This window comes from Streptomyces sp. NPDC005262 (assembly GCF_042872425.1).
Taxonomy (GTDB): domain Bacteria; phylum Actinomycetota; class Actinomycetes; order Streptomycetales; family Streptomycetaceae; genus Streptomyces.
Window position 1 is genome coordinate 257,270 of the sequence record NZ_JBIAKK010000007.1, and the last position, 20,268, is coordinate 277,537.

A 20,268-nucleotide genomic window follows, 5' to 3' on the forward strand; every position below is an offset into this window, starting at 1 on the left:
CTGTCTGCCCGCGATGATGTCCTCCTCATCACGACATCCCTGGGGGACCATGCGCACCCGCACCGCAGCCACCATCACGGTCGGCCTGCTCCTCGCCACGCTCGCCGCATCCAGCAGCGACCTGGAGGACAAGGGGGGTAGGCACGCCCAAGCCGCCGGCCTACACCGTGACGAACAAAATCGAGAAGTTCGGAGTCGGCAGCGTAGACCTCGTCGTCTCGAACGCCACCGTGGACGGCGCCAAGGCAGCCATCCAGGACTACGCCAAGACAATCGACGGCCAACTAAACTACGGCATCAACGTGATCCGCGACAAGGACGACAAGGGCATCGAGGATTACGTCTGTCACGGCGAGTGGGTCAAACACGAGCAGGCCGCCCGGGTGTACACCGCCGGCCGCGTCACCTCGGACACCTGGCCCGCCATCGGAATGTACTGCTCTGCCCCCAGGGGCTGACCCATCGCTTGCCGCTCAAGTACCAAGTTCTGGTGCCCCGGCCAGAGGTACGGCTCAGAAGTTCTCCGTGCCACAACCGCGCCAGATCGGGCGGGGACTCACGGGGAACTGCGGCTGCTGGCGGAGGCTACAGCCAGCAGGCGCCGCAGTCAGCGTCCTGCAGGTCAGACCTCAACTCGCCCCACCTCGCTCCTAAAGCGGGTGTCGCAGGTTCGAATCCTGCCGGGGGCACCATGCCTGATCAGGCACGGAACATCAGAAAGGCCCTCGGAGTTGAGCTCCGAGGGGCCTTTTGGGCTTCAAGGGGAACGAATGGGGAACGCGCCGTTATGCAGCGTCCTCCTGGGGAACGTCGGCCTTTCCTTCCGGCTCCGGGGCGAGGACCCGTTGCGCCGGCGACTTGCGCGGAACGAGAGCAAGCGGCGCCTCGGCCTGGGCTTCCTCGAACTGCGGCAGCACCGAGGTGTATGTGTCAGCGGCCAGCGATAAGGAGGAGTACCCGAGCAGCACCTGGATGGACTTCATGTGCAGGCCGGCGGCCAGAGACAGCGTCGCCGCGCAGTGCCGCAGGTCGTGCAGGCGCACCGGCGGCAGGTCGAGCTTCTTCATCAGGCGCATGAACACCTGCGACAGGTATTCGGGGTGGTATGCGGTTCCGTCCTCCCAGGTGAACACCAGGCCCGTGTTCTTCCAGGCTTTGGTGTTCGCCTCCCATTCGGCACGCTCCTTGTCCTGCCGCTCGCGCCACAGGTCCAGCAGGCTCCGCGTCTCCGAGTCGAGCTTGATCGTCCGCGCGCCGCTTTCGCTCTTGGGGGTGTCCTCCCACACGTCGTATGAGGACGCCACCAGTTGCTCACTGATGTGGACGGTGCCCAGAGTCAGGTCGGTCTCCGCCCACGGAAGGCCGACCGCCTCGCCGCGGCGCAGCCCCCGGAAGACCATGAGGTGGAACATCGGGTACAGGCGGTGCTCGGCGACAGCGTCCAGGAACTCCCCTGTCTGCTCCGGCATCCACACCATGACCTTGCCGGGCTTCTCGCCGGTCTGGCGCCACGCCTCGATCCGGGCCCGTGTCCATAGGACCGGTTTGGGGCGGACGTACTTCGGCAGGACAACGTGCTTCGCCCAGTTCTCGGAGATCAGCTTTTCCTTCACGGCGTCCTCCAGGGCGCCGGAGAGGGTGTTGAGCATTCTCACCTGCGTGCCGGGGCCGGCCACATGCCAGGGCTGGGCGCGGGCTTCCTTGTGGCTGCAGAACCATCTCCGGCTCACGCTTGGAGAACGGGCGCGGACCCGCCGCACCAAGACGGACCCCGCCACCGAACCCAAGCCGCGCCCCACCCGCAAGCGCACCACCACCAAGCCCGCCCCCGCGGCCGCCGCCGAACCCAAGCCGCGCGCCGCCCGCAAGCGCACCACCATCAAGCCGAAGCCCGCCACGTCCTGACCACCCCGCCCGGCCGCCCGCCCACCACAGCGGGCGGCCGGACCCAACCGGCAAGGGGTGCGTTTCTTTCTGAGTGACCGCCATGTACCTGCCCGTCCCCTCGATGCCGGTACTTCGAGCGTCCGATAGCTCCGGCTGTTTTGACTTTCAGCCGAGGGCGGACACCGAGTTGTCGGCGCAGTACTGCGTTCTCATGGCGCAGCGCGAGTAGCTCTACGTCCCTTGCCCGGTCGGCACGGGGGAGGAGCAGGATCAGCCCGAGGAGCCGAATGAAAATCAGATAGAGCATGCGCAAGGCCATGCAGTCCGAGCCTGTCAGGACTGCCGACCCCCGTAAAGTTCCTGGTCAACAGCCCTACATGAGTTTCGGCACCCTACAGGGCCGGCGGAGGACCGAGCCGAGTCACGCAGTGAGATCATCCTCGCAACGGCCGGGCTCGGAGCACACAGGTCAGACGTACAACCAAGCGCGTCCCTCACCAGTCTTGATCGTCGGCGGCGTCGCCCTGCCGCCGACGATGAGGGACGAGGGAACGCATGAACCGACCCAGACGCACAACGGTCGCCACCGCAGGCGCCGTCGTGCTCGCCACCTCGGGCGGGCTGCTCGCCGCGGCCGGCCCCGCCTCCGCCGCAGTGACCTGCGCGTCACCTGTCTTCAAGCGGACGTTCTACGCGAACACCACCTTCTCCGGGACCCCCAAGGGCACGGACTGCGACTCCGTGATCGACCAGAACTGGGGTAACGGCGCACCCGGCTTCAAGGGCATGCCCGCCAACAACTTCGGCGTCCGCTGGTCCACGACCCGCGACTTCGGCTCCGGCGGCCCCTTCACGTTCACCGCCTCCTCCCGCGACGGCATACGCGTCTACGTCGACGGCGTCCGCAAGGTCGACATGTGGAAGAACGTCGCCACCACCGTGTCCAAGACCGTCAACGTGACCATCCCGTCGGGCAAGCACAGTCTCCGCGTCGACTTCGTCAACTGGACCGGCGCAGCCAACGTCAAGTTCGCCTACACCCCCCGCACTTCGGCGACGGTCGACAAGGTCAAGCCGCTCGTCCCGACCGGGACCACCGTCACCTACAGCACGGCGACCACGTCCACGAAGGTCAGCTGGGCCAAGAACAAGGAGATGGACCTCGCCGGGTACCGCGTGTACCGGCGGCTGAAGGGCACCTCCTACCCCGCGAAGCCGATCGCGACCACGACTGCCACCTCGTACACCGACACGACCGTCCCGAAGGACGGCAACGTCTACTACTACGAGGTCCGCGCCTACGACAAGGCCGGCAATGCCTCCTCGGGCACCGCCGACCTCGGCATCACCACCCTCGACCGGACCGCTCCCGCCGCCCCGAAGGGCGTCGAGGACAACTGGGCCATGGGCTACCCGAACAAGATCACCCTCTACTGGGACAGCAACACCGAGTCCGACCTCGCGGGCTACCGCGTGTACCGCTCGACGTCCTCCCCGGTCGCCCTCACCCCTGAGAACCGGCTGACCGGCGACACGTTGTCGGGCGGCGGTTACACCGGGCCCCTACCGCAGACCGGCGCCATCTACTACTACGTCGTCACCGCCGTCGACACGCACGGCCTGGAATCGGCGGCCTCGGGCGCGGCGATGTACTACACCCGCGACCTGACGGGCCCGGTGGACACCGCCCTCAACGCGCGGGCGTCGGAGAGCGAGGCGGGTGTCACGCTGACCTGGGACGCCTCCGAGCGGACCAGCAACGACTTCGACGGCTACGCCGTGTTCCGGTCGACCGAGCCGCGCGGTACCGCCGGCAGCGCGCGTACTGAGGTGGGCCGGTGGGTCATGGGCACCACCTTCACCGACGCGGCGCCGCCGCCCGGCGCCACCTACTACTGGGTGGTCGCGCTGGACCACGAGGGCAACGCGGGCACTCCGTCCCAGGACGTCGTCATCACCGTCGCCGGGAACACGACGGCCCCTGCCCCGGTCACCGGACTGACCGCAGTCCCGAAGGAGAACGGCATCGCCTTGTCCTGGGGCGCCGACACCTCTCCCGGCTTCGACCACTACCGCGTGCTGCGCGGGACGTTCGTCGACGGGCAGTGGACGTACCGGCCGCTGATCGACCCGTACACCCTGCGACCCCGGGAGATCGAGGCGACGACGTTCCACCACAGGGTGGCAGCCGACGGCCAGCAGGTCCGCTACGCCGTCGTCGCCGTCGACCAGTACGGCAACCAGCTCACCCCCGACACCGGCGCCGCTGCCGCCGAGGTCACCGAACTCGACCTCCGCCCCACAGCCCCGCCCGCGACTGGCGCCCCGATCCAGCTCAGCATCGACTCGAACGGCGGCATCCACTGGCTCCTCACCAACGACGAGAACACGGACGGCAGTCCGGTTACGTCCTTCACCGTCCGCCGATGGAACCGCGAGAGCGGGACCTTCGACATCCTCGACACGGTGCTCAGAGGTGACTCCACGGGCTGGGACTGGTACGACCGCCCCCAGCCATCCGCCACCACGGTCTACTACCGCGTCACGGCCCTCTATGCGGACGGCACCGAGTCGGGAGCGTCCGAACGCGCCGTCGTGACCAACTGAGCCTGCCAGCGTCGGCGGCGGCATCGTGGGAGGGGACCGGACACGAGCGTCCGGTCCCCTTCGCCGTGCGGCACGACGGTGTACAGCAGCGGCCGGGACGAGGCACTCGGCACCTGCAGCGACCACGACCTGGTCGTGTTTCTCGAGGGCGCCGGCATTGCCGCCCCGAGGCGGTTCTGGACGACCCGCAGTGGGTCGAATGGCGCGGCGGTCACGCCCACGGCGCCTGCCGAGCCCGCCGCGAAGCGGCCCCGCAGCGCCAAGGCCACTCCTGCGGCTGCCGAGCCCAAGCCGCGCCCCACCCGCAAGCGCACCACCAAGCCCGCTATCAGGCACGATCACAGGCCCTCGAGAGCATGCTCTCGCGTCACGGCAACGAACGCGTGAGCCAGACCACTTCACCGTTGTCTTCCGTGGAAACGTGATCCCGCTCGAACCCGAGCTTCTCAAGGACACGGAGCGACGGTGTGTTCCACGCGCCGACGGTCGACCAGAGCCGTTTCCGCCCGGTCGCGATAGCGGCATCGAGCACCGCGCTGCCCGCCTCGGTAGCGTAGCCACGCCCATGCACGCGCTGGAACAGCTCATAAGCGATCTCAGGCTCCTCTAGGGTGGAGCGGCCGATAATCAGCCCGCAGTAGCCGATGAAGTCACCTTCGTCACGGCGCTGGATGGGCAACAGGGCGATCCCCGTAGCCGCCGTCGCGGTGAGCAGCTCCGCGATGGACGTCCGGATGCGCTCAACCGTAGGGGTCCCCTTGCCACGTTCGGAGAGGAGGGCGCAGAACTCAGCGGCGTCCGACTCGGCCCACGGCCGCAGTATCAGCCGCTCAGTCTCAAGGTGGAACGCCATCGCGTCGTACGTAGTCATGGCCCCACTGTCCCCCACGGATCATCACCAACTACAGCTGGAGTACAAACCGCCTCCGCGAAGCGACCGGGCTCCCGAGCGCGTGACCTCCGGGGTCGCAGTCGGGACAGACGCGGAACGGTACGGTTTCAAAAGCGGAATGGACATGCCAAATCTCTGTTGGCAGACTCCCGACTCCGAGGCGCACACGTCTGACGTGCAGCCCACAGACTGATGAGGAATCAGCCGTGAACTGGGACAACGTTCCGCTGCCGCACTGGATAGGGCCATACCGCATCGTCGGACGGCTCGGCCAGGGCGGCATGGGCCAGGTTTACATCGGCCGCAGCCCCGGCGGCATGAAGGTCGCCGTGAAGGTGATCCGGCCACAGCGCGTCGACGACGCCGAGTTCCGCCGCCGTTTCGCCCGCGAGGTGCAGGCAGCCCGCCAGGTCAACAGCGCCTACACGGCGGCCGTCGTGGACGCCGACCCCGAGGCCGACGAGCCGTGGCTTGCCACAGTCCACGTGGCCGGAGTCTCCCTCGACCAGGCCCTGAGGCAGCACGGGCCGTGGCCCGCATCGTCGGTACGAGCCCTCGGCGCCGGACTGGTGGAGGCACTCTCCGCGATTCACGGGGCCGGTGTCGTCCACCGCGACCTCAAGCCGTCGAACGTCATCCTGACCTCGAACGGCCCACGCGTCATCGACTTTGGTATCTCCGCGGTGGCAGGCGCCACCAAGATGACCACTCCCGGCGCATTCGTCGGCACCCCGGGCTTCGCATCGCCGGAGCAGATCCAGGACCAGCCCATCGGTCCCGCCTCCGACATCTTCTCGCTCGGAGTACTGCTCGCCCACACGGCCACCGGGCACAACCCCTTCGGCCGACACACCACCGATCCCAGCGTCGTCTTTTACCGCACCTTGCACGAGCTGCCGACCCTCGACGGGATGCCGGCCGACCTGCACGCCGTCATCACGCCCTGCCTTGCAAAGGACCCGGCTGCCAGGCCGACCACAGCCGCACTGCTCCGGCAACTGGTCGAGCCGACCGACGACATAGTCACTGTGCTCGGCACCGACGCCTGGCTGCCGCCCTCGGTGGCCGAGCTGGCCGCCCTGAGCGGCGCCGAACTCACCGGTGCCACCCCGCAGGCCACCGCACCGGCGACTGAGCAGGCTACGCCCGCCGCCACACCGACCGCCGCTCCCACCGTCCGGGACGACACCCCCGGAGTGGGCCAAGCTGGAGCCTCGACGAATAGTGTCGGCACCAACCCCGCCTTCCATCAGGCCGACACCGCACCCGACTCCTCCTCGCCCTCCCCATCCCCTCGCTCTGATTCCGAGGTCTCCACCGACGATCACCGGGCCGCAGACCGTCGTGGGCACCGTGCCAATCGCACGCGCCGCCGCCGGATCCTCCCCGGTCTCACCGCCGTCGTCGTCGCCCTCGCCCTGCTGGCCACCGCGGGCTGGTGGTGGAACCAGCGTGAGGACCACCACGGCACAACGGCCGCCGACGGGGTATCCACCACGCCTGCCTCTACGCCGTCCTCCTCCCCCACGCGCTCCCCGTCCGCAAGCGCCTCGCCCACCCCGAAGAGTTCACCCACGCCCAAGCGCAGCCCCGAGTCCGAACCCTCCAAACATCCCACTGCCCACAGCGACGACGGGCCCGAGCCGCCGTCCGAGATCTCGGACCCGGACTGGCGCTGCCGCAGCGGCTGGATGGTCGACCAGCTCCGCAAGTTCTACTTCAATCCGTGCGTTGCCCCCTGGCAGCCGGGCGTGGCCTACAAGGTCAAGGTCAACTCGCCCACAGCCCAGACCGTCACGATCTACTACTGGCTCGGCCGCGCCGTCGGGGGCCAAAACGACGACGTGCTGATCAGCACCCGCCAGAGCTGCAAGCTGGAACTCAAGGCCGGCGAAACCAAGGAATGCTCGATCCGCTCCAGTCAGCCACCGACCCCGGGCGAGGTCCACGCCGCTGCGACCGGCTCACCGACCAGCAAGGACGGAGCCAACAGCACCGCCTGGTACTACGACGGCAATACCCTGACCGACCGTGCCGGATAGCGCATGCCGAACGATGCGCCCGATCCTTTCAAGGAAGTCATGACGCGAGAGTCCCTCGCCGCCGTGATCCGCGACCTCAGCGACGACTTTCACCGACGAGGCGAGGAGTGGGAGAACCGCACTGTGGAGGACTACCTCAGTGCACTCGCCGCGTGGATCACGGACTCGCCCGGCTCGTACCGGTACCTCGGCGAAGAGATGCCGGCGGACGGCGACTGGACGTTCTTTGCGCGGGCTCTCAGCGCGGCCGTGGTCTACGAGTAGCCGAAGGCCGTGCCCCTGCCATGCCCGATCGACCGGTAACTGGCGGGGAATCCCGGTGATTGACGGGCACCGCACATGAGAACGACCCCCGACCGAGTTGCCTGGTCAGGGGCCGTTCAGCTGCGCGGTGGGTGTGGCATCTGAACCCACGGCGACTCGCGCCACGACGGATTTCAAGATCGTGGACTAAACCTGGGGCGGGGCCGGACGTTCGTGCCCAAAGATGGGCGGGGACTCACGGGAATCAGGGCGAGGAGCGGGCAGTATGGCCGCCGTGCGCCAAGCCAGGGAACCCCCGGCTCGGTCCCAACCTCGCTCCGAAAGTGGTTTTCCGGCGCGCTCACCGAGTCCACACCCGCTGGAACTCTTCGGCCGGGATGGCTTCCGACGGCCGGCGGGCGGGGGATGGCGCCAGCGGGGTTCGAGCGGCTCCACAGAGCGATCTTCAGAAAACGAAGGTTAGCTGAAGGGGTGTGCATCCTCCGGTGAGCCGGCTTCGCGGTTCGGTGCGTGGTCGATTCGGTATGTCCTCGTAGTCCCGCAGGTGGGCCGCGACCGTTTCGTCGGTCAGATCCTTGCCCCGCTGGCTGAGGCGTCCTGTGCGGTGCTGCACCGCCGACCCGAAAGGAAGTCGCCATGTCCTATCCAGAGCCCCGCTATTTCGGCGAAAGGGGCCAGGTCAGCGCACTGTTCCTACCTGCATCCCCGCAACCCGGCACCGGTTCCGGCGGCTTCGGGATCAGCTACGTGGCCAAGCAGGAGAACACCAACGGCGAGTTCGGCCTGTACAAGATCGACATGGGGCCGAAAGCCATGGGCGCCACGGAACACTTTCACCGTACGATCTCCGAGTCCTTCTACGTCCTGTCCGGCGAGATCCGGCTCTACAACGGTGAACGCTGGGTCACAGGTGGCGAGGGAGACTTCCTCTACGTACCGGCCGGCGGGCTCCACGCCTTCCAGAACGACAGTGACGACCCGGTGTCGCTGTTGCTCCTCTTCACGCCGGGAGCTCCCAGGGAGGAGTACTTCGAGAAACTTGCGGAGTACTCACAGCGCAGCAGGGAAGAGCTGAAAGCCTTCCGGATCAGGCACGACCAGTACAACACCACCGACATGCTCGACGACTAGGCTGCACCGAGTGCTGCGGTCCCTGCGTCACACGCCCGGGACTGCCCGAAACTCCAGCGGCACGACCGGACTGTAACCAGCACCGATACCGGCCCGGCGGCCTTTCCGTGAACCTCAGCGGCGCCCCCGGCAGATGCGTTAGCCGCCAAGATCGATGTCACTGGGATTTCCTGCACCTCAACTACTCACACCCGGAAGCCCAGAAGCGATCACCGATACAGAAGACCCGGTATCTCTTCGGTGATACCGGGCCTTCTGCGTTCGGTGGTGTACGGGGTGTTTGCGCGTGTCGGGGCTGGCTACGCCGTCAGGGCGCGGCGCAGTACACGAAGGCCTTGATCAAGCCGTCCCGGGCGTTCGAGTTCGTGCCGAAGACGATCCAGCCCTCAGGAGAACCTTCCTGCTTGTAGGCGGCACCGGGGGTAATGAAAACCGTTTGAGAGCTGGTGAAGCCCCTGGAGATCGCCTCGTAGCCGTCTGGGCACAGTGCCGTACTGGACGCGAATCCACCCGCGGGCACAGTTACGGTGGGTCCGTCGAATCGTTGAACGTCGATGTCGGCTTGCCGGCACTCCTTGTCGCCATGCATCATCAGATTCTCAGCGGCTGGTCGGTCCTTGCACGCTTCCGTGCTGTCTGCGCGGACCGACGCGCTCACGTGGTCACGTGGGCTCTGGGCGGCGGCGCCGGCAGAATTGGCCGCTGCGGGCGCGAGGACCAGCGCCAGCGACGCGATTGCGCCGCCGATCCGGATGGGCTAACCCGCCCAGTCGGGCTCCTTCACCGCAGAACCACCGAACTAGCCGGTCTTGGTATCAGCCGTTGCCCACTCGGGGAATCCACGGCAGCTCTCAACAACTGCCCGGGGCCGCCTGTGGACCGTCGGAGGCGAAACAGCCACGGTCAATCAGCCCCAGGGCCGTCAGAGCCGTAATGACGGCAGAATCTGATGGCAACGAGAGCAGCGACACCGGCCGGTCACCGACCCCTGCCGACCATGCCATCAGTCTTGCCGGCCCGGAGGGGGAACACCGAGCGCAGTTGCCTGCGGGAGCTGACTCCGAGCTTGGTGAACACGTTGCCGAGGTGCCATTCCACGGTGCGTGGGCTGATGAACAACTGGGCGGCGATCTCGGGATTGGTGTGCCCGTCTCTGGCCAGCCTGGCGATCTGGGTTTCCTGGCCGGTGAGTTCGGCGAGTGCGCCAACCGTCCGTTTACGTACGGTTTCTCCGGTAGCCAGAAGCTCCCTGCGGGCGCGCTCGGCGAACCCGGCGGCTCCGATCCGGCTGAACGTCTCGTAGGCGGTGCGCAGTTGGGTGCGGCTTTCCTGACGCCGGCTCCGGCGGCGCAGCCACTCGCCGTACAGCAGGCGGGCACGGGCCAGATGGACGGTGATCCGGCAGCGTTCGAGACGCTCGATCGCCTCCTGGTAGAGCACGTCGGCGGCCTGGTCATCGCTCAGCAGCGCGCGCGAGCAGGCCGCGGTGCCCAGGGCCCAGTCGGTGCCGCTCGCACCGGTGCGCTCGGTGAGCTTGTCCAGCGCCGCCGCAGCAACCTCCGGCTGTTCGCTGCGGGCGGCCGCCTCGATCAGTTCGACCAGCGCCCACCCGAAGATGCCCAGGTCCTCGTACTGGCATGCGCGCGTCGCGGCTGTCAGCGCGGCGTCGTATCGGCCCAGGCCGTTGTACAGCAGTGCCCTCGCGTATTCCGCGAGGCCGAGAACGCGTCCCTCGCCCCGGGCGCGCACTTCTTCGATGGTGGCCTCGATGAGACCCAGTGCCTGGGACTCCTCTCCTCGCCAAGCGCCGAGCACGAGTGACGTGTACATCATGGGCACGCCGCCTGCCGCCTCCGAGATCGCCGTGGCCTCGTCGATCAGAGCCGCGGCGGTGTCGAATTCGCCGGCGTGCACGTCGAAGCACGCCTGGTACGTCAGCGCCATGGGGAGGACGGCGAGGGCCCCCGCCTCACGGGCGATGCCCACGGCGCCGGTCGCCAGTTCCTGCCAGGCATCGTCGTCCCACAGCTCCGGCGCGACAGGCTCCGGTGTCACCCGGCACGCCAGCCACATCCAGCGCCGGTCCTCGTCCGTCGCGCCGGATCCCTGCTCGCGCTCGACGAGCCGCAGCGCTTCCCGGAGAGCGCCGACGCCGACGGCGTGGCCGTCGATGGCCAGGCTGGTCATGCCCTCCAGGAGGACGTCCACCATCCGCGGCGGGGACAACGGCGGCGGTCCGGCGCGCACTGCCTCCGCCACCTCTCGCAGCCCGGGTCCTTCACTCAGCCGACCGGCGAACATCGCGGCACCGAAAGCTTCCAGCAAGGTGTCGCGGGCGAGGGCGGCGTCCAGCGGTGCCAGCCGGTGCGCGGCGTCGAGCAGGAGGCGGGGCGCGCCACCGCCGCGTACCTGGGAGAACACCAGCCGGGCCCGAAGCCGCTCCAGCCGGGCGCGCTGCAGGTCGTCGAGGGGACCGGCCTCCGCCACCGCCAGCATGCTGTGGGCCTGATCGACGCCGCCGGCATCGATCGTGGCCTGGGCGGCGGCCAGCGCCCGGGTGACGCGGCGCGCGGGATCGGGCGTCAGCTCGGCTGCCCGCCGCAGGAACGCCGCCGCCGCGGCAGCACCTCCCCGGCCCCGGGCCCGGCACGCCGAGCGCTCCAGGTCGAACGCGACGCTCTCCTTGGGCCGGGCGGCGGCGTGGGCGCGGTGCCAGGCCCTGCGGTCGGGGTCGAGGTGGGGATCGGTGGCCTCCGCCAGCGCCTGGTGCGCCGCCCGGCGCTGCGGTGCGGACGTCCTCCGGTACACGACCGAGCGCACCAGGGGGTGGTGGAACCTCACTTTCGCGCCGAACTCGACCATCCCCGCGGCCTCGGCCGCCGCGGCGGCCGAGGCCGCGGGGATGCCTTGCAGGCCGGCCGCGCGCCACAACAGGTCCACATCCCCGGTCGGCTCGGCCGCGCCGGTCGTCAGGAGCCGTCGGCTCTCCTCCGGCAGCGTCTGGAACCGCTGATCGAGGACTGTCTCGATGTAGCCGGCCACGGGGCCTTCGCCGGGGAAACCGAAGCCGCCCGCCAGTTCGGCGGGGGCGAGCGCGCGCGGCAACTGCAGCAGAGCCATCGGGTTGCCCTGCGCCTCGGCAACGATCCGTTCCCGTACCAGCGGATCGAACGGCACGCGGACAGCCGACGCCAGCAGGGCACGCGCATCGGGCTCCCTCAGACCCTTGACGATCAGTTCCGGAAGACCTTCCAGCTCACGGTCATCAGCAGAATCCCGCCGGGCAAAGACCAAAGCCACTGGTTCGGCCACCAGCCGCCTGGCGACGAACGCCAGCACCTGCAGCGACCCGTCATCAAGCCACTGCGCATCATCGACGATGCAAGCCACGGGCCGGTCCAGGGCGGCGCGGGCCAGCAGACTCAGCACCGCCAGGCCCACCAGGAAGCGCTGCGGCGGCCCTCCCTCCCGCAGCCCGAAGGCGACGGACAACGCAGCGCACTGGGGTGCCGGCAGATCGCCGAGCCGACCCAGCAGGGGTGCGCACAGCTGGTGGAGGCTCGCGAACGGAAGTTCCATCTCCGACTCGATGCCCGCGACGGCGACGGTGCGGAATCCGTCGGCTCGGCCGGCTGCGTAGTCGAGCAAAGCTGTTTTGCCGATACCCGCCACTCCGCGTAGCACCAGTACCGCGCTGCTGTCCGCCCGCGCCGTGGCCAGGACCCGGTCCAATGCGGCCATCTCCTGGCCCCGGCCTCGTAGAGACACCTGCGAATCGATGGCGGGCACGCCCATGGGCCGGTCTCCCCGATGCGTCGATTTACCCCTTCATATGACTTTATTCCCTTTCAGGCGTTATTTAGGGTTTCGCGAGCTCCGACCGGCCCCGGGGTCCGGCCACGGGGCCACCCCCGGGAGTTCCCCCGGGGCGACGCGCACCGCCCCCCGTCCACTGTGGAAGAGCCCGCGGCACAGAGCCGCTGACACAGCAAGGAGAATTTCGACATGTCTGACACTTCCGCGTCGACGGCGATCCGTCCGTTCACGTTCGAGTTCCCCGAGGCGGAGCTCGCGGATCTGCGTACACGCATCAAGGCGACGCGTTTCCCCGAGAGGGAGACCGTCGAGGACCAGTCCCAGGGCACCCAGCTCGCCACCGTTCAGGAACTGGCGCGGTACTGGGCCGAGGAGTACGACTGGCGCAAGGTCGAGGCGAAGCTGAACAGCTACCCGCAGTTCATCACCGAGATCGACGGGCTGGACATTCACTTCATCCACGTCCGCTCGAAGCACGAGAATGCGCTGCCGGTGATCGTCACGCACGGGTGGCCGGGTTCGGTCATCGAGCAGCTGAAGATCATCGAGCCGCTCACGAACCCGACGGCCCACGGCGGCGACGCCTCGGACGCCTTCCATGTGGTGATCCCCTCGATGCCCGGCTACGGCTTCTCCGGCAAGCCGACCGCGAAGGGCTGGGACCCCGAGCGCATCGCCGCCGCCTGGGGCGAGCTGATGAAGCGCCTGGGCTACACCAAGTACGTCGCGCAGGGCGGCGACTGGGGCGCGGTCGTCACCGACCTCATGGGCGTGCAGGAGCCCGAAGGCCTGGTCGGGATCCACACCAACATGCCCAAGGTGATCCCGCCCGCCATCGAGCAGGCCATCATCACCGGCGGCCCGCTGCCGGCCGACATCGTTCTCGCCAATGACGAGGAAAAGGCGGCCGTGGAGCAGCTGGACTTCGTGTACCGGCACGTCTACTACGCCTACATCATGGGCTCGCGCCCGCAGTCGTTGACCGGGCTCGCGGACTCCCCCGTCGGCCTGGCGGCCTTCCTGCTCGACCACGACAAAGCCAGTCTGGCCCTGATCACCCGGTCCTTCAACGGAGTGAGCGAGGGCCTGTCCCGGGACGATGTCCTGGACAACATCACGCTGTTCTGGCTGACAAACACGGCGATATCCGCGGCCCGTCTCTACGCGGAGAACAAGACGCCGTTCTTCGGCTCGAAGGGCGTCAAGCTCCCGGTCGCCGTGAGCGTCTTCCCCGACGAGCTCTACCAGGCCCCCAAGAGCTGGGCGGAGCAGGCCTACCCGAACCTCGTCCACTACAACCGGCTCCCCAAGGGCGGCCACTTCGCCGCCTGGGAGCAGCCGGAGCTCTTCGTGAACGAGGTCCGCACCGGCTTCCGCTCCATGCGCTGACCGGCCCGCGCCTGGCGCCTGCGGGCGCCGGTCCGACGGGGCGGCCGAGTGTCCGGACTCCGGGTCCGCGCTCGGCCGCCCCGCGCTCCCCTGCCGCTACCCGGACGGCTGGATCCAATTGCCAATGAGTGAGGGCTCTTCTGCTCACCCGAGGACGTCTTGCGCGGACTGTCCGACGTTCGCGGTCTCGTCGCTGAAGAAGTGCTGGGGCGCTTCAATGTCTGCTGATCAAACCCGGAACAGGGTTCCTGCCGGCCACGACTCGCGGGGCAGCTCACCGTCACCCATTCTGAGTAGGAGAGCGTCCCCGGCATGAGCCCGGTCATCCCGAAGCCACCCGAACCGGGGGCACTCGAGAGGAGAAAGCCATGCGTATACGACGACTGCTGGGCCTCGCCCTCGCCACAGCAACCCTCGCCGGCGTGAGCGCCGTCGGCGCCGCCACCGCTCAGGCGGCGACGTATCCGACCATCTCGTCCGAGCAGTGCACGGCCCAGGGTGGAACGGTCAATCAGGGTGGCCCCTACCGCGGCCCCACGTGCAGCCTCCCCGACGGGCACTCGGAAGCCATTACCTGAGCGCGCCCGACCGGACGGGCGGGGCATGGCAGCCCCGGCATGCAGGATCAGCACGCACAGACGCTCTTTGATGGCCCATCGGATCGGCCGGGGCTCTTCGTTCGGAGCCTGACGAGCACGCACCGGTACAGCCTTCGGTGGGACGGAACAGCTCGGAGCCGGCCTCCTGCCGGGCACGCACTCCCTCCACAAGCTGCGATGACGGCAATCCCCGACGGCAACGTCTGCACACCGAAGCGGTCCCGGCCGCTTCCCGGAGCACGTACCGCGCCGCCGTCGGATCGGCAGGCAGGCGAGCCGTCCGGACGGTCGCCCGCCGCCCCCGCGGCCGCCGACTCGGACTCGGTCAGCCCGTGCCTCCTTCAGCGCATGCTTCGACGGTGTGCCGCGTCTCGCGGATCAACCGGTACGACTCTCCGCCCAGCCGGATCCTGCCCCCGTCGTCCACGTGGCAGCCGACGCGTTCCGGAAGTCCGCGCAGATACGCGACGGCGGGGCCGGTGAAGCGGACCCTGCCGTTGCCGAGGTGGGTGATGCCTTCGGGCTCGGCGAGCGCGGCGAGCCAGGTGGCGTGGGCCCGGTGCACCTCGGCGGTGTACGTGGTGTCGGAGCCGGCTCGCTGTTCCAGGGCGAACAGGACGTCCCCGTAGCGGGCGTGATCGAGGACGGCGCGTACGGCCTCCTCGACACTCGACAGGCCGGCGTCCACCTGGTCGTTGGCGAAGACGCGGCCGGGGCGGGCTCGGGCGTACGCAAACCAGGTCCCCGCACGGGACGGGATGACGTAGCCGACCGGATAGCCACCGGGGAGTCCGTCGTCCACGCATACGTAGACGATCTCCGCGGCATCGCTCCGCTCGCGCGTGAGGAAGAGCCTCCGCTGTTTCAGCAATCTCGTGAGAGACCTGTCGATGACGGTCACGTCCGGTTCCTTCCTCGGGGGGCGGCGGCCATTTCCCCCGCCAACGGCCGCCGCCCGGTACAGCGCCCACCGGTCCTTCCCGCGGTTGAACCCCGGGGTTTCGATGGGCACTTGCAAACCATGACGGCACACGCTGCAATGCCAATGAAATTCTGATGATGCGCGGAGCGGAGCGGAGGCTTCGGGTGGGCGCGGGTTATTGTCGACGGCTCCGGCTTGCCGTGCTCGGGCCGGTGCGGGCCTGGCGTGGCGGGGCTCAGCTGCCCCTGGGGCCCGTCCGGCGACAGGCGGTGCTGGCCGCACTGGCGCTGCGTCCGGGCTTTCTGGTGAGCCACGAGCAGTTGCTCGACGGGGTCTGGGGGGCCGAGCCGCCGAGAACCGGCCGCAAGGTACTGCCCAGCTACATCTACGAGTTGCGGCAGACCCTCGACGCGGAGGGCACCGGGCCGGCGGAGTCCGTGATCCGCGGGGAAGGGGGCGGGTACCGCCTCGTCGTCGACGATGTCCAGCTCGATGCGGCGGACCTGGCCGAGCACATCGAGGGCGCTCAGCGCGCGAAGGCGTCCGGCGATCCGGCCACCGCGGTGGACCGGTTGTCGGCCGCACTCGCCCTGTTCGACGGCGAGCCGCTGGCCGGGCTGCCCGGACCGTTCGCCGACGTCGAACGGCAGCGGCTGCTGGAGCGTCTCCTCAGGGTTCGGGTGGAGCGGCTCGAGTGCTTGGTTCTGCTCGGCCGATTCGCCGATGCCCTGGACGGTCTCGCCGCCCTGTCGGCGTCCAGTCCGTACGACGAGTCGCTGGTGGCGTTACGCATGCGCGCCCTGTACGGCAGCGAACGCCAGGCGGACGCCCTGGCCGTCCATCAGGACATGTGCGAGCGACTGCGCGACGAGCTCGGGGTCGATCCAGGTGATGAGCTCCGCCGGGTACACGAAGCGGTGCTGCGCCGGGACGACGAACTTCTCCTCGGTCGGGCCACGACGCGCTCCGCCGCTCCTTCCGTCCGGTCCCGGCCCGGTCGCACAGTCAATGAACTGCCGGGCGACGCCGGTCACCTGATCGGGCGGGAGGCCGAGCTGGCGCAGCTGATCGCACCTTCCGCGCCCGGATCCGTATCGATCGTGACGGTGGACGGCACGGCCGGCGTCGGCAAGACCGCGCTCGTGGTGCGCGCGGCCCGGGAGCTCAGCGCCCATTACCCGGACGGCTGCCTGTTCGCGGACCTGCGCGCGCACAGCACGCAGCGGCGGCAATCGCCGGAGCAGGCGCTGCAGCGGCTGCTGCGATCGCTCGGCGTGGCCAAGGGCGAGTTGCCTAGCGACCTCGAAGAGCTCACCGCCGTCTGGCGCGCGGCGACGAGCCCGCTGCGACTGCTCCTCGTGCTGGACGACGCCCTGGACGCCGACCAGATACGACCGCTGCTGCCGGCAGGGGCGGGAAGCAGGGTGCTGGTGGCCGGCCGACGACGGCTGGCCGAACTCGACGCCGACCGACGGGTCACCCTGGAGCCCCTGGACAGCGGGGACGCGGTGTCCCTGCTCACCCACATCATCGGAGAGGAGCGCGCGGGCAGGGAGCCGGAGGCGACGCATCATCTGGTCGGGCTCTGCGACGGACTGCCGCTGGCACTGCGCATCGCCGGCTCGCGGCTGCAGAACCGCAGCACCTGGACGGTGGGGTACCTGGCAGGCCGCATGGCAGGCGACGAGCACCGGCTCGGCGAACTGAGCGTCGGGGATCGCAGTGTGGAGACGGCCTTCACCCTGTCGTACGAACATCTCGCACCCGAGCAGCAGCGCGCTTTCCGCGCCCTGGGCCTGGTACCGACGGTCGAGTTCGACGTGCTGACGCCGGCGACCATGCTCCACGGGCCGTCCCACGCCACCGAACAGATCCTGGAAAGCCTGGTCGACACGAGTCTTCTGCAGCAGCCACGTCCGGGCCGCTACCGATTGCACGACCTGGTTCGCGTGCACGCACGGCACCTCGCGGAAGCCGCGCCCGCCGAAGCGGCCGCCGCACGCACGGCCGCACTCCGCCTGTACCTGGACGCGGCCCGGATCGCCAGCGACTGGGGCTCCCGCAACTTCCCCACCGGACCCCGGCCCGATGGAGCTCCGTTCACGACCTGGCAGGAGGCGGAGGCCTGGCTGGACGCGGCCGGTGGAGAGCTCGCCGACGTCGTCGGACACGCCGCGGCCTTCGGCGAAGCCGACTACGCCTGCTGGATCGCCGAGGCGCTGGTCGACTACTTCGTACGGCAGGGCCGCTACCACGAGTGCCAGACGGCTCTCGAGATCGCACTCGACCACGTGGACGAGGCAACCGACGGGCGGATGGCCGTCGCACTACGGAACTGCCTGGGCTACACCGCGATACACCAACGCAGGTACACACAGGCACGCACCTGCTTCACCGAGGCACTGGACCTCATGCGGCGCCGCCCCGACCCGGGCGAAGAGGTCCGGACGCTCGCCGGGCTCGGGGCTCTCGACCTCAGTGTGGGCGACGGCGACCGGGCGATTCGCCACGTCACCGCGGCGGTGGACCTGGCCGGGCGACTGCGCAACGACTGGGTCGCCTCCACGGCACTCGTCATCCTCGGCCTCACCCACCAATTCGGGGGACGGAACGAGGAGGCGCTGGCCTGCTTCGCCGAAGCCCGCACCCACGCCGAGACGGACGGCAGACCGCGCATGCTCGGCAGGCCCTTGAGCTGCGCCGCCGACGTCCACCTCCGCCTCGGCCACTACGGTGAAGCCAAGAGCCTGTACCGCGAGGCGATCCGCCTGGTCGAGCAGGTCGGGGACGTCTTCCTCTGCGCGCGCAGCCTGACCCGGCTGGGCACGGCGGAGCAGGGTGAGGGAAACCCGGGCGCGGCCATCGCCCTCCATCACCAGGCCCTCCTCCAGCACCAGTTGCTGAACCCACTCACCGACCCCAGTTGCGACTGGCTGGAGATGGACATCCGTAGCCGTCTGGGCCGCGCCTACCTGGCGACAGGCCGCGTCCGCGAGGCGCACGAGCAGTTCCGGACCGTGCTCGACGTGCACGGCGCCCGTACACACCGCGCGGACCGTGCACCGGCGGCTGAACGGCTCAAAGGCCGCGAGCCCCGGTAGCCCGCAGGGGCCTTCCACAGGAGCCTCTGCGAGGGCGGCTCCGCCGGCCTCAAGGCGTCGAGCGAGCTCGCGGGCGGCTACGCGGCCGCCATCGCCGACGTCGACAAGGACGGTTGGTCCGGGTTCGGTCGGCGGGCCTGCCGGGCTCTCCTGCTTCGGCGACGTCTTCGCCGACCGACCGCCAGGGCTCAGCCGGAGCTCGGGCCCGAGCCGTGCCCACGTACGCTCAGGTTCTGCACCTGTGCGTACGTCGGTACGTCCCCGCCCACCGGCCGGCCCGCCCGGACGTTCGCCGCCACGGCCATCGCCTGCCCGAGTGCCGCGCGGTACAGCAGCGAGCCGAGACTCACCCTGCGCACGCCCAGCTCACCGAGCTGCGCGACCGTGGGCCCGGACGGCGAGTAGAGGATGTTGAGGGGTACGTCCAGGGTCTTCACCAGCTCGGCGATCGCAGTGGGGTCGATCAGACCGGGAACGAACACGCAGTCCGCGCCCGCCTGTTGATACGCATCGAGCCGGTCCGTCGTGCCGGCCACCGCCGCCCCCGGGCCGCCGAGCCAGTGCATGTCGGTGCGGGCGTTCACGAAGAGATGCGGGACGGCGGCCTTCACCGCCGCGATCTTCGCCGCGTGCAGCTCCACCGGCGTGAGAGTGCCGTCGCCCCTGCCGTCCTCCAGGTTGATGCCGACCGCCCCTGCCGCCGCCAGTTCACGGGCCAGCTCGGCCACCTCGGCCGGGTCGTCGCTGAACCCACTCTCGGCGTCCACCGAGAGCAGGTACGGCCCGGCGCCCAGGCGCCGGGCCAGAAGCACGGTCTCCGCGCGGGTCGCTCCCGTACCGTCGGGCAGTCCGGCCGCCGCGGCCACTGCGAGGCTTGTGGTGCCGATGGCGGGGAAGCCCTGCTCGCGCAGGGCCGTCGCCGAGGCGTGGTCCCAGGCGTTGGGGAGCAGCAACGGTGACGCGGTCGTCGCACGGTGCAGGGAAGTGAACGCCGTGAAGGCGGCGAAGTCGGTCATGGTGTCAGGGTCCGTTCGGCGCGCTCGGGCATGCGGGCGGGTGCGAGGTCTCCTACGGCATCCGCGTAATAGATCGATTCCGCTACGTGGAACGCGAGTTGGCGGAACGTCCAGCCGGCGCCGGGAGAGTGGTCCAGCTGCTCGGGCGTCAGCGCCTCGAGACGGTTCACCCAGATCATGGCCAGTCGCGTCAGCCGACTGCGGGCCTCGTCGAGATCGGCCCCGGTGAACGGGGCGAGGTCCGCCCCGGTGGTGGTCGCCGATGCGTGCCAGTGGTCCGGCTGCGTCTCCTCCCCCACGAGCCGCGCCTCCATCTCGGCGAGGTGGTCGACCAGATGGTCGGCGACGCGGCGGATCGCCTTGTGCGGGGTGTGGACGCGGTCGTCGGCGGGGATGGGGCGCCCGTCCCAGGCCGTCCAGGTCGCGGCGAGGGCCAGGACGTGGTCGACCATGTCCGCGACGATCCCGGCGGGGTCGCGGCCGTCGGTCGCCGGGGTGGAGCGGGGTGCGGTGCCGGAGGTGGAGCCGGTCGTCGTCGTCATGGTTCGACGCTAGAGGCGGGACTCTTCGGTGGTCGCCGAACCGTGCCGCGATGCGCTGCG

At 69.3% G+C, this 20,268-nt stretch carries 16 protein-coding genes; 9 read left to right on the plus strand and 7 right to left on the minus strand.

The window, feature by feature from the left end:
* Positions 1-167 precede the first annotated feature (167 nt).
* On the plus strand, positions 168-458 hold the full coding sequence (locus ACFYP5_RS20130) for a hypothetical protein (protein WP_389037607.1): 291 nt from the start codon (positions 168-170) through the stop codon (positions 456-458).
* 327 nt (positions 459-785) lie between these two features.
* On the opposite strand, the gene ACFYP5_RS20135 is transcribed toward ACFYP5_RS20130, so the two are convergent.
* Complete coding sequence (locus tag ACFYP5_RS20135) at positions 786-1,649, minus strand: site-specific integrase (RefSeq protein WP_389037610.1); 864 nt, start codon at positions 1,647-1,649, stop codon at positions 786-788.
* Between ACFYP5_RS20135 and ACFYP5_RS20140 the strand changes: the two genes are divergently transcribed.
* A complete protein-coding gene (locus tag ACFYP5_RS20140) occupies positions 1,642-1,905 on the plus strand; it encodes a hypothetical protein (RefSeq protein WP_389037612.1) in 264 nt (87 codons plus the stop codon). The genes ACFYP5_RS20135 and ACFYP5_RS20140 overlap by 8 nt on opposite strands.
* Positions 1,906-2,442: 537 nt before the next feature.
* On the plus strand, positions 2,443-4,494 hold the full coding sequence (locus ACFYP5_RS20145) for a PA14 domain-containing protein (RefSeq protein ID WP_389037615.1): 2,052 nt from the start codon (positions 2,443-2,445) through the stop codon (positions 4,492-4,494).
* A 367-nt stretch (positions 4,495-4,861) separates the two neighbouring features.
* Here ACFYP5_RS20145 and ACFYP5_RS20150 read toward each other — a convergent pair whose 3' ends face one another.
* Positions 4,862-5,365, minus strand: coding sequence for a GNAT family N-acetyltransferase (locus ACFYP5_RS20150; RefSeq protein ID WP_389037617.1), 504 nt, complete (start codon positions 5,363-5,365; stop codon positions 4,862-4,864).
* Between the two features lie 227 nt (positions 5,366-5,592).
* On the opposite strand from ACFYP5_RS20150, the gene ACFYP5_RS20155 reads away from it, so the two are divergent.
* From ACFYP5_RS20155 to ACFYP5_RS20165, 3 genes are all read left to right on the plus strand, one after another.
* Positions 5,593-7,428: a serine/threonine-protein kinase gene (locus ACFYP5_RS20155; RefSeq protein ID WP_389037620.1), complete on the plus strand. Its 1,836-nt coding sequence runs from the start codon at positions 5,593-5,595 to the stop codon at positions 7,426-7,428.
* Between the two features lie 39 nt (positions 7,429-7,467).
* Positions 7,468-7,692: a hypothetical protein gene (locus ACFYP5_RS20160; RefSeq protein ID WP_389037623.1), complete on the plus strand. Its 225-nt coding sequence runs from the start codon at positions 7,468-7,470 to the stop codon at positions 7,690-7,692.
* A 636-nt stretch (positions 7,693-8,328) separates the two neighbouring features.
* Positions 8,329-8,823: a cupin domain-containing protein gene (locus ACFYP5_RS20165; protein ID WP_389037626.1), complete on the plus strand. Its 495-nt coding sequence runs from the start codon at positions 8,329-8,331 to the stop codon at positions 8,821-8,823.
* Between the two features lie 307 nt (positions 8,824-9,130).
* Here ACFYP5_RS20165 and ACFYP5_RS20170 read toward each other — a convergent pair whose 3' ends face one another.
* Both ACFYP5_RS20170 and ACFYP5_RS20175 read right to left on the minus strand, forming a co-directional pair.
* A complete protein-coding gene (locus ACFYP5_RS20170; protein WP_389037629.1) occupies positions 9,131-9,481 on the minus strand; it encodes a hypothetical protein in 351 nt (116 codons plus the stop codon).
* 320 nt (positions 9,482-9,801) lie between these two features.
* Positions 9,802-12,618, minus strand: a complete 2,817-nt coding sequence (locus tag ACFYP5_RS20175; RefSeq protein ID WP_389037632.1) for an AAA family ATPase — start codon at positions 12,616-12,618, stop codon at positions 9,802-9,804.
* 210 nt (positions 12,619-12,828) lie between these two features.
* On the opposite strand from ACFYP5_RS20175, the gene ACFYP5_RS20180 reads away from it, so the two are divergent.
* Both ACFYP5_RS20180 and ACFYP5_RS20185 read left to right on the plus strand, forming a co-directional pair.
* On the plus strand, positions 12,829-14,028 hold the full coding sequence (locus ACFYP5_RS20180) for an epoxide hydrolase family protein (protein ID WP_389037634.1): 1,200 nt from the start codon (positions 12,829-12,831) through the stop codon (positions 14,026-14,028).
* A gap of 368 nt (positions 14,029-14,396) precedes the next feature.
* Positions 14,397-14,606, plus strand: a complete 210-nt coding sequence (locus tag ACFYP5_RS20185) for a hypothetical protein (RefSeq protein WP_389037637.1) — start codon at positions 14,397-14,399, stop codon at positions 14,604-14,606.
* Positions 14,607-14,952: 346 nt separating this feature from the next.
* On the opposite strand, the gene ACFYP5_RS20190 is transcribed toward ACFYP5_RS20185, so the two are convergent.
* Positions 14,953-15,528, minus strand: a complete 576-nt coding sequence (locus ACFYP5_RS20190; RefSeq protein WP_389037639.1) for a hypothetical protein — start codon at positions 15,526-15,528, stop codon at positions 14,953-14,955.
* Positions 15,529-15,761: 233 nt separating this feature from the next.
* Here ACFYP5_RS20190 and ACFYP5_RS20195 point away from each other — a divergent pair, with 233 nt between their 5' ends.
* A complete protein-coding gene (locus ACFYP5_RS20195; RefSeq protein ID WP_389037642.1) occupies positions 15,762-18,650 on the plus strand; it encodes a BTAD domain-containing putative transcriptional regulator in 2,889 nt (962 codons plus the stop codon).
* A gap of 188 nt (positions 18,651-18,838) precedes the next feature.
* Here the strand turns inward: ACFYP5_RS20195 and ACFYP5_RS20200 are convergent, their stop codons facing one another.
* Positions 18,839-19,666, minus strand: coding sequence for an isocitrate lyase/phosphoenolpyruvate mutase family protein (locus ACFYP5_RS20200; protein WP_389037645.1), 828 nt, complete (start codon positions 19,664-19,666; stop codon positions 18,839-18,841).
* Entirely contained in the window at positions 19,663-20,208 is a 546-nt protein-coding gene (locus ACFYP5_RS20205) for a hypothetical protein (RefSeq protein ID WP_389037648.1), read from the minus strand. Before ACFYP5_RS20205 ends, ACFYP5_RS20200 begins: the two co-directional genes overlap by 4 nt.
* Positions 20,209-20,268: the final 60 nt, after the last annotated feature.

Excerpts from the sequence above, each read along its gene's own strand:
- ACFYP5_RS20185 (WP_389037637.1), top strand. The coding sequence starts at position 14,397 with ATGCGTATACGACGACTGCTGGGCCTCGCCCTCGCCACAGCAACCCTC.
- ACFYP5_RS20160 (WP_389037623.1), top strand. The coding sequence starts at position 7,468 with ATGACGCGAGAGTCCCTCGCCGCCGTGATCCGCGACCTCAGCGACGAC.
- ACFYP5_RS20205 (WP_389037648.1), bottom strand. The coding sequence starts at position 20,208 with ATGACGACGACGACCGGCTCCACCTCCGGCACCGCACCCCGCTCCACC.
- ACFYP5_RS20165 (WP_389037626.1), top strand. The coding sequence starts at position 8,329 with ATGTCCTATCCAGAGCCCCGCTATTTCGGCGAAAGGGGCCAGGTCAGC.
- ACFYP5_RS20200 (WP_389037645.1), bottom strand. The coding sequence starts at position 19,666 with ATGACCGACTTCGCCGCCTTCACGGCGTTCACTTCCCTGCACCGTGCG.
- ACFYP5_RS20145 (WP_389037615.1), top strand. The coding sequence starts at position 2,443 with ATGAACCGACCCAGACGCACAACGGTCGCCACCGCAGGCGCCGTCGTG.
- ACFYP5_RS20175 (WP_389037632.1), bottom strand. The coding sequence starts at position 12,618 with ATGGGCGTGCCCGCCATCGATTCGCAGGTGTCTCTACGAGGCCGGGGC.
- ACFYP5_RS20180 (WP_389037634.1), top strand. The coding sequence starts at position 12,829 with ATGTCTGACACTTCCGCGTCGACGGCGATCCGTCCGTTCACGTTCGAG.
- ACFYP5_RS20135 (WP_389037610.1), bottom strand. The coding sequence starts at position 1,649 with ATGCTCAACACCCTCTCCGGCGCCCTGGAGGACGCCGTGAAGGAAAAG.
- ACFYP5_RS20150 (WP_389037617.1), bottom strand. The coding sequence starts at position 5,365 with ATGACTACGTACGACGCGATGGCGTTCCACCTTGAGACTGAGCGGCTG.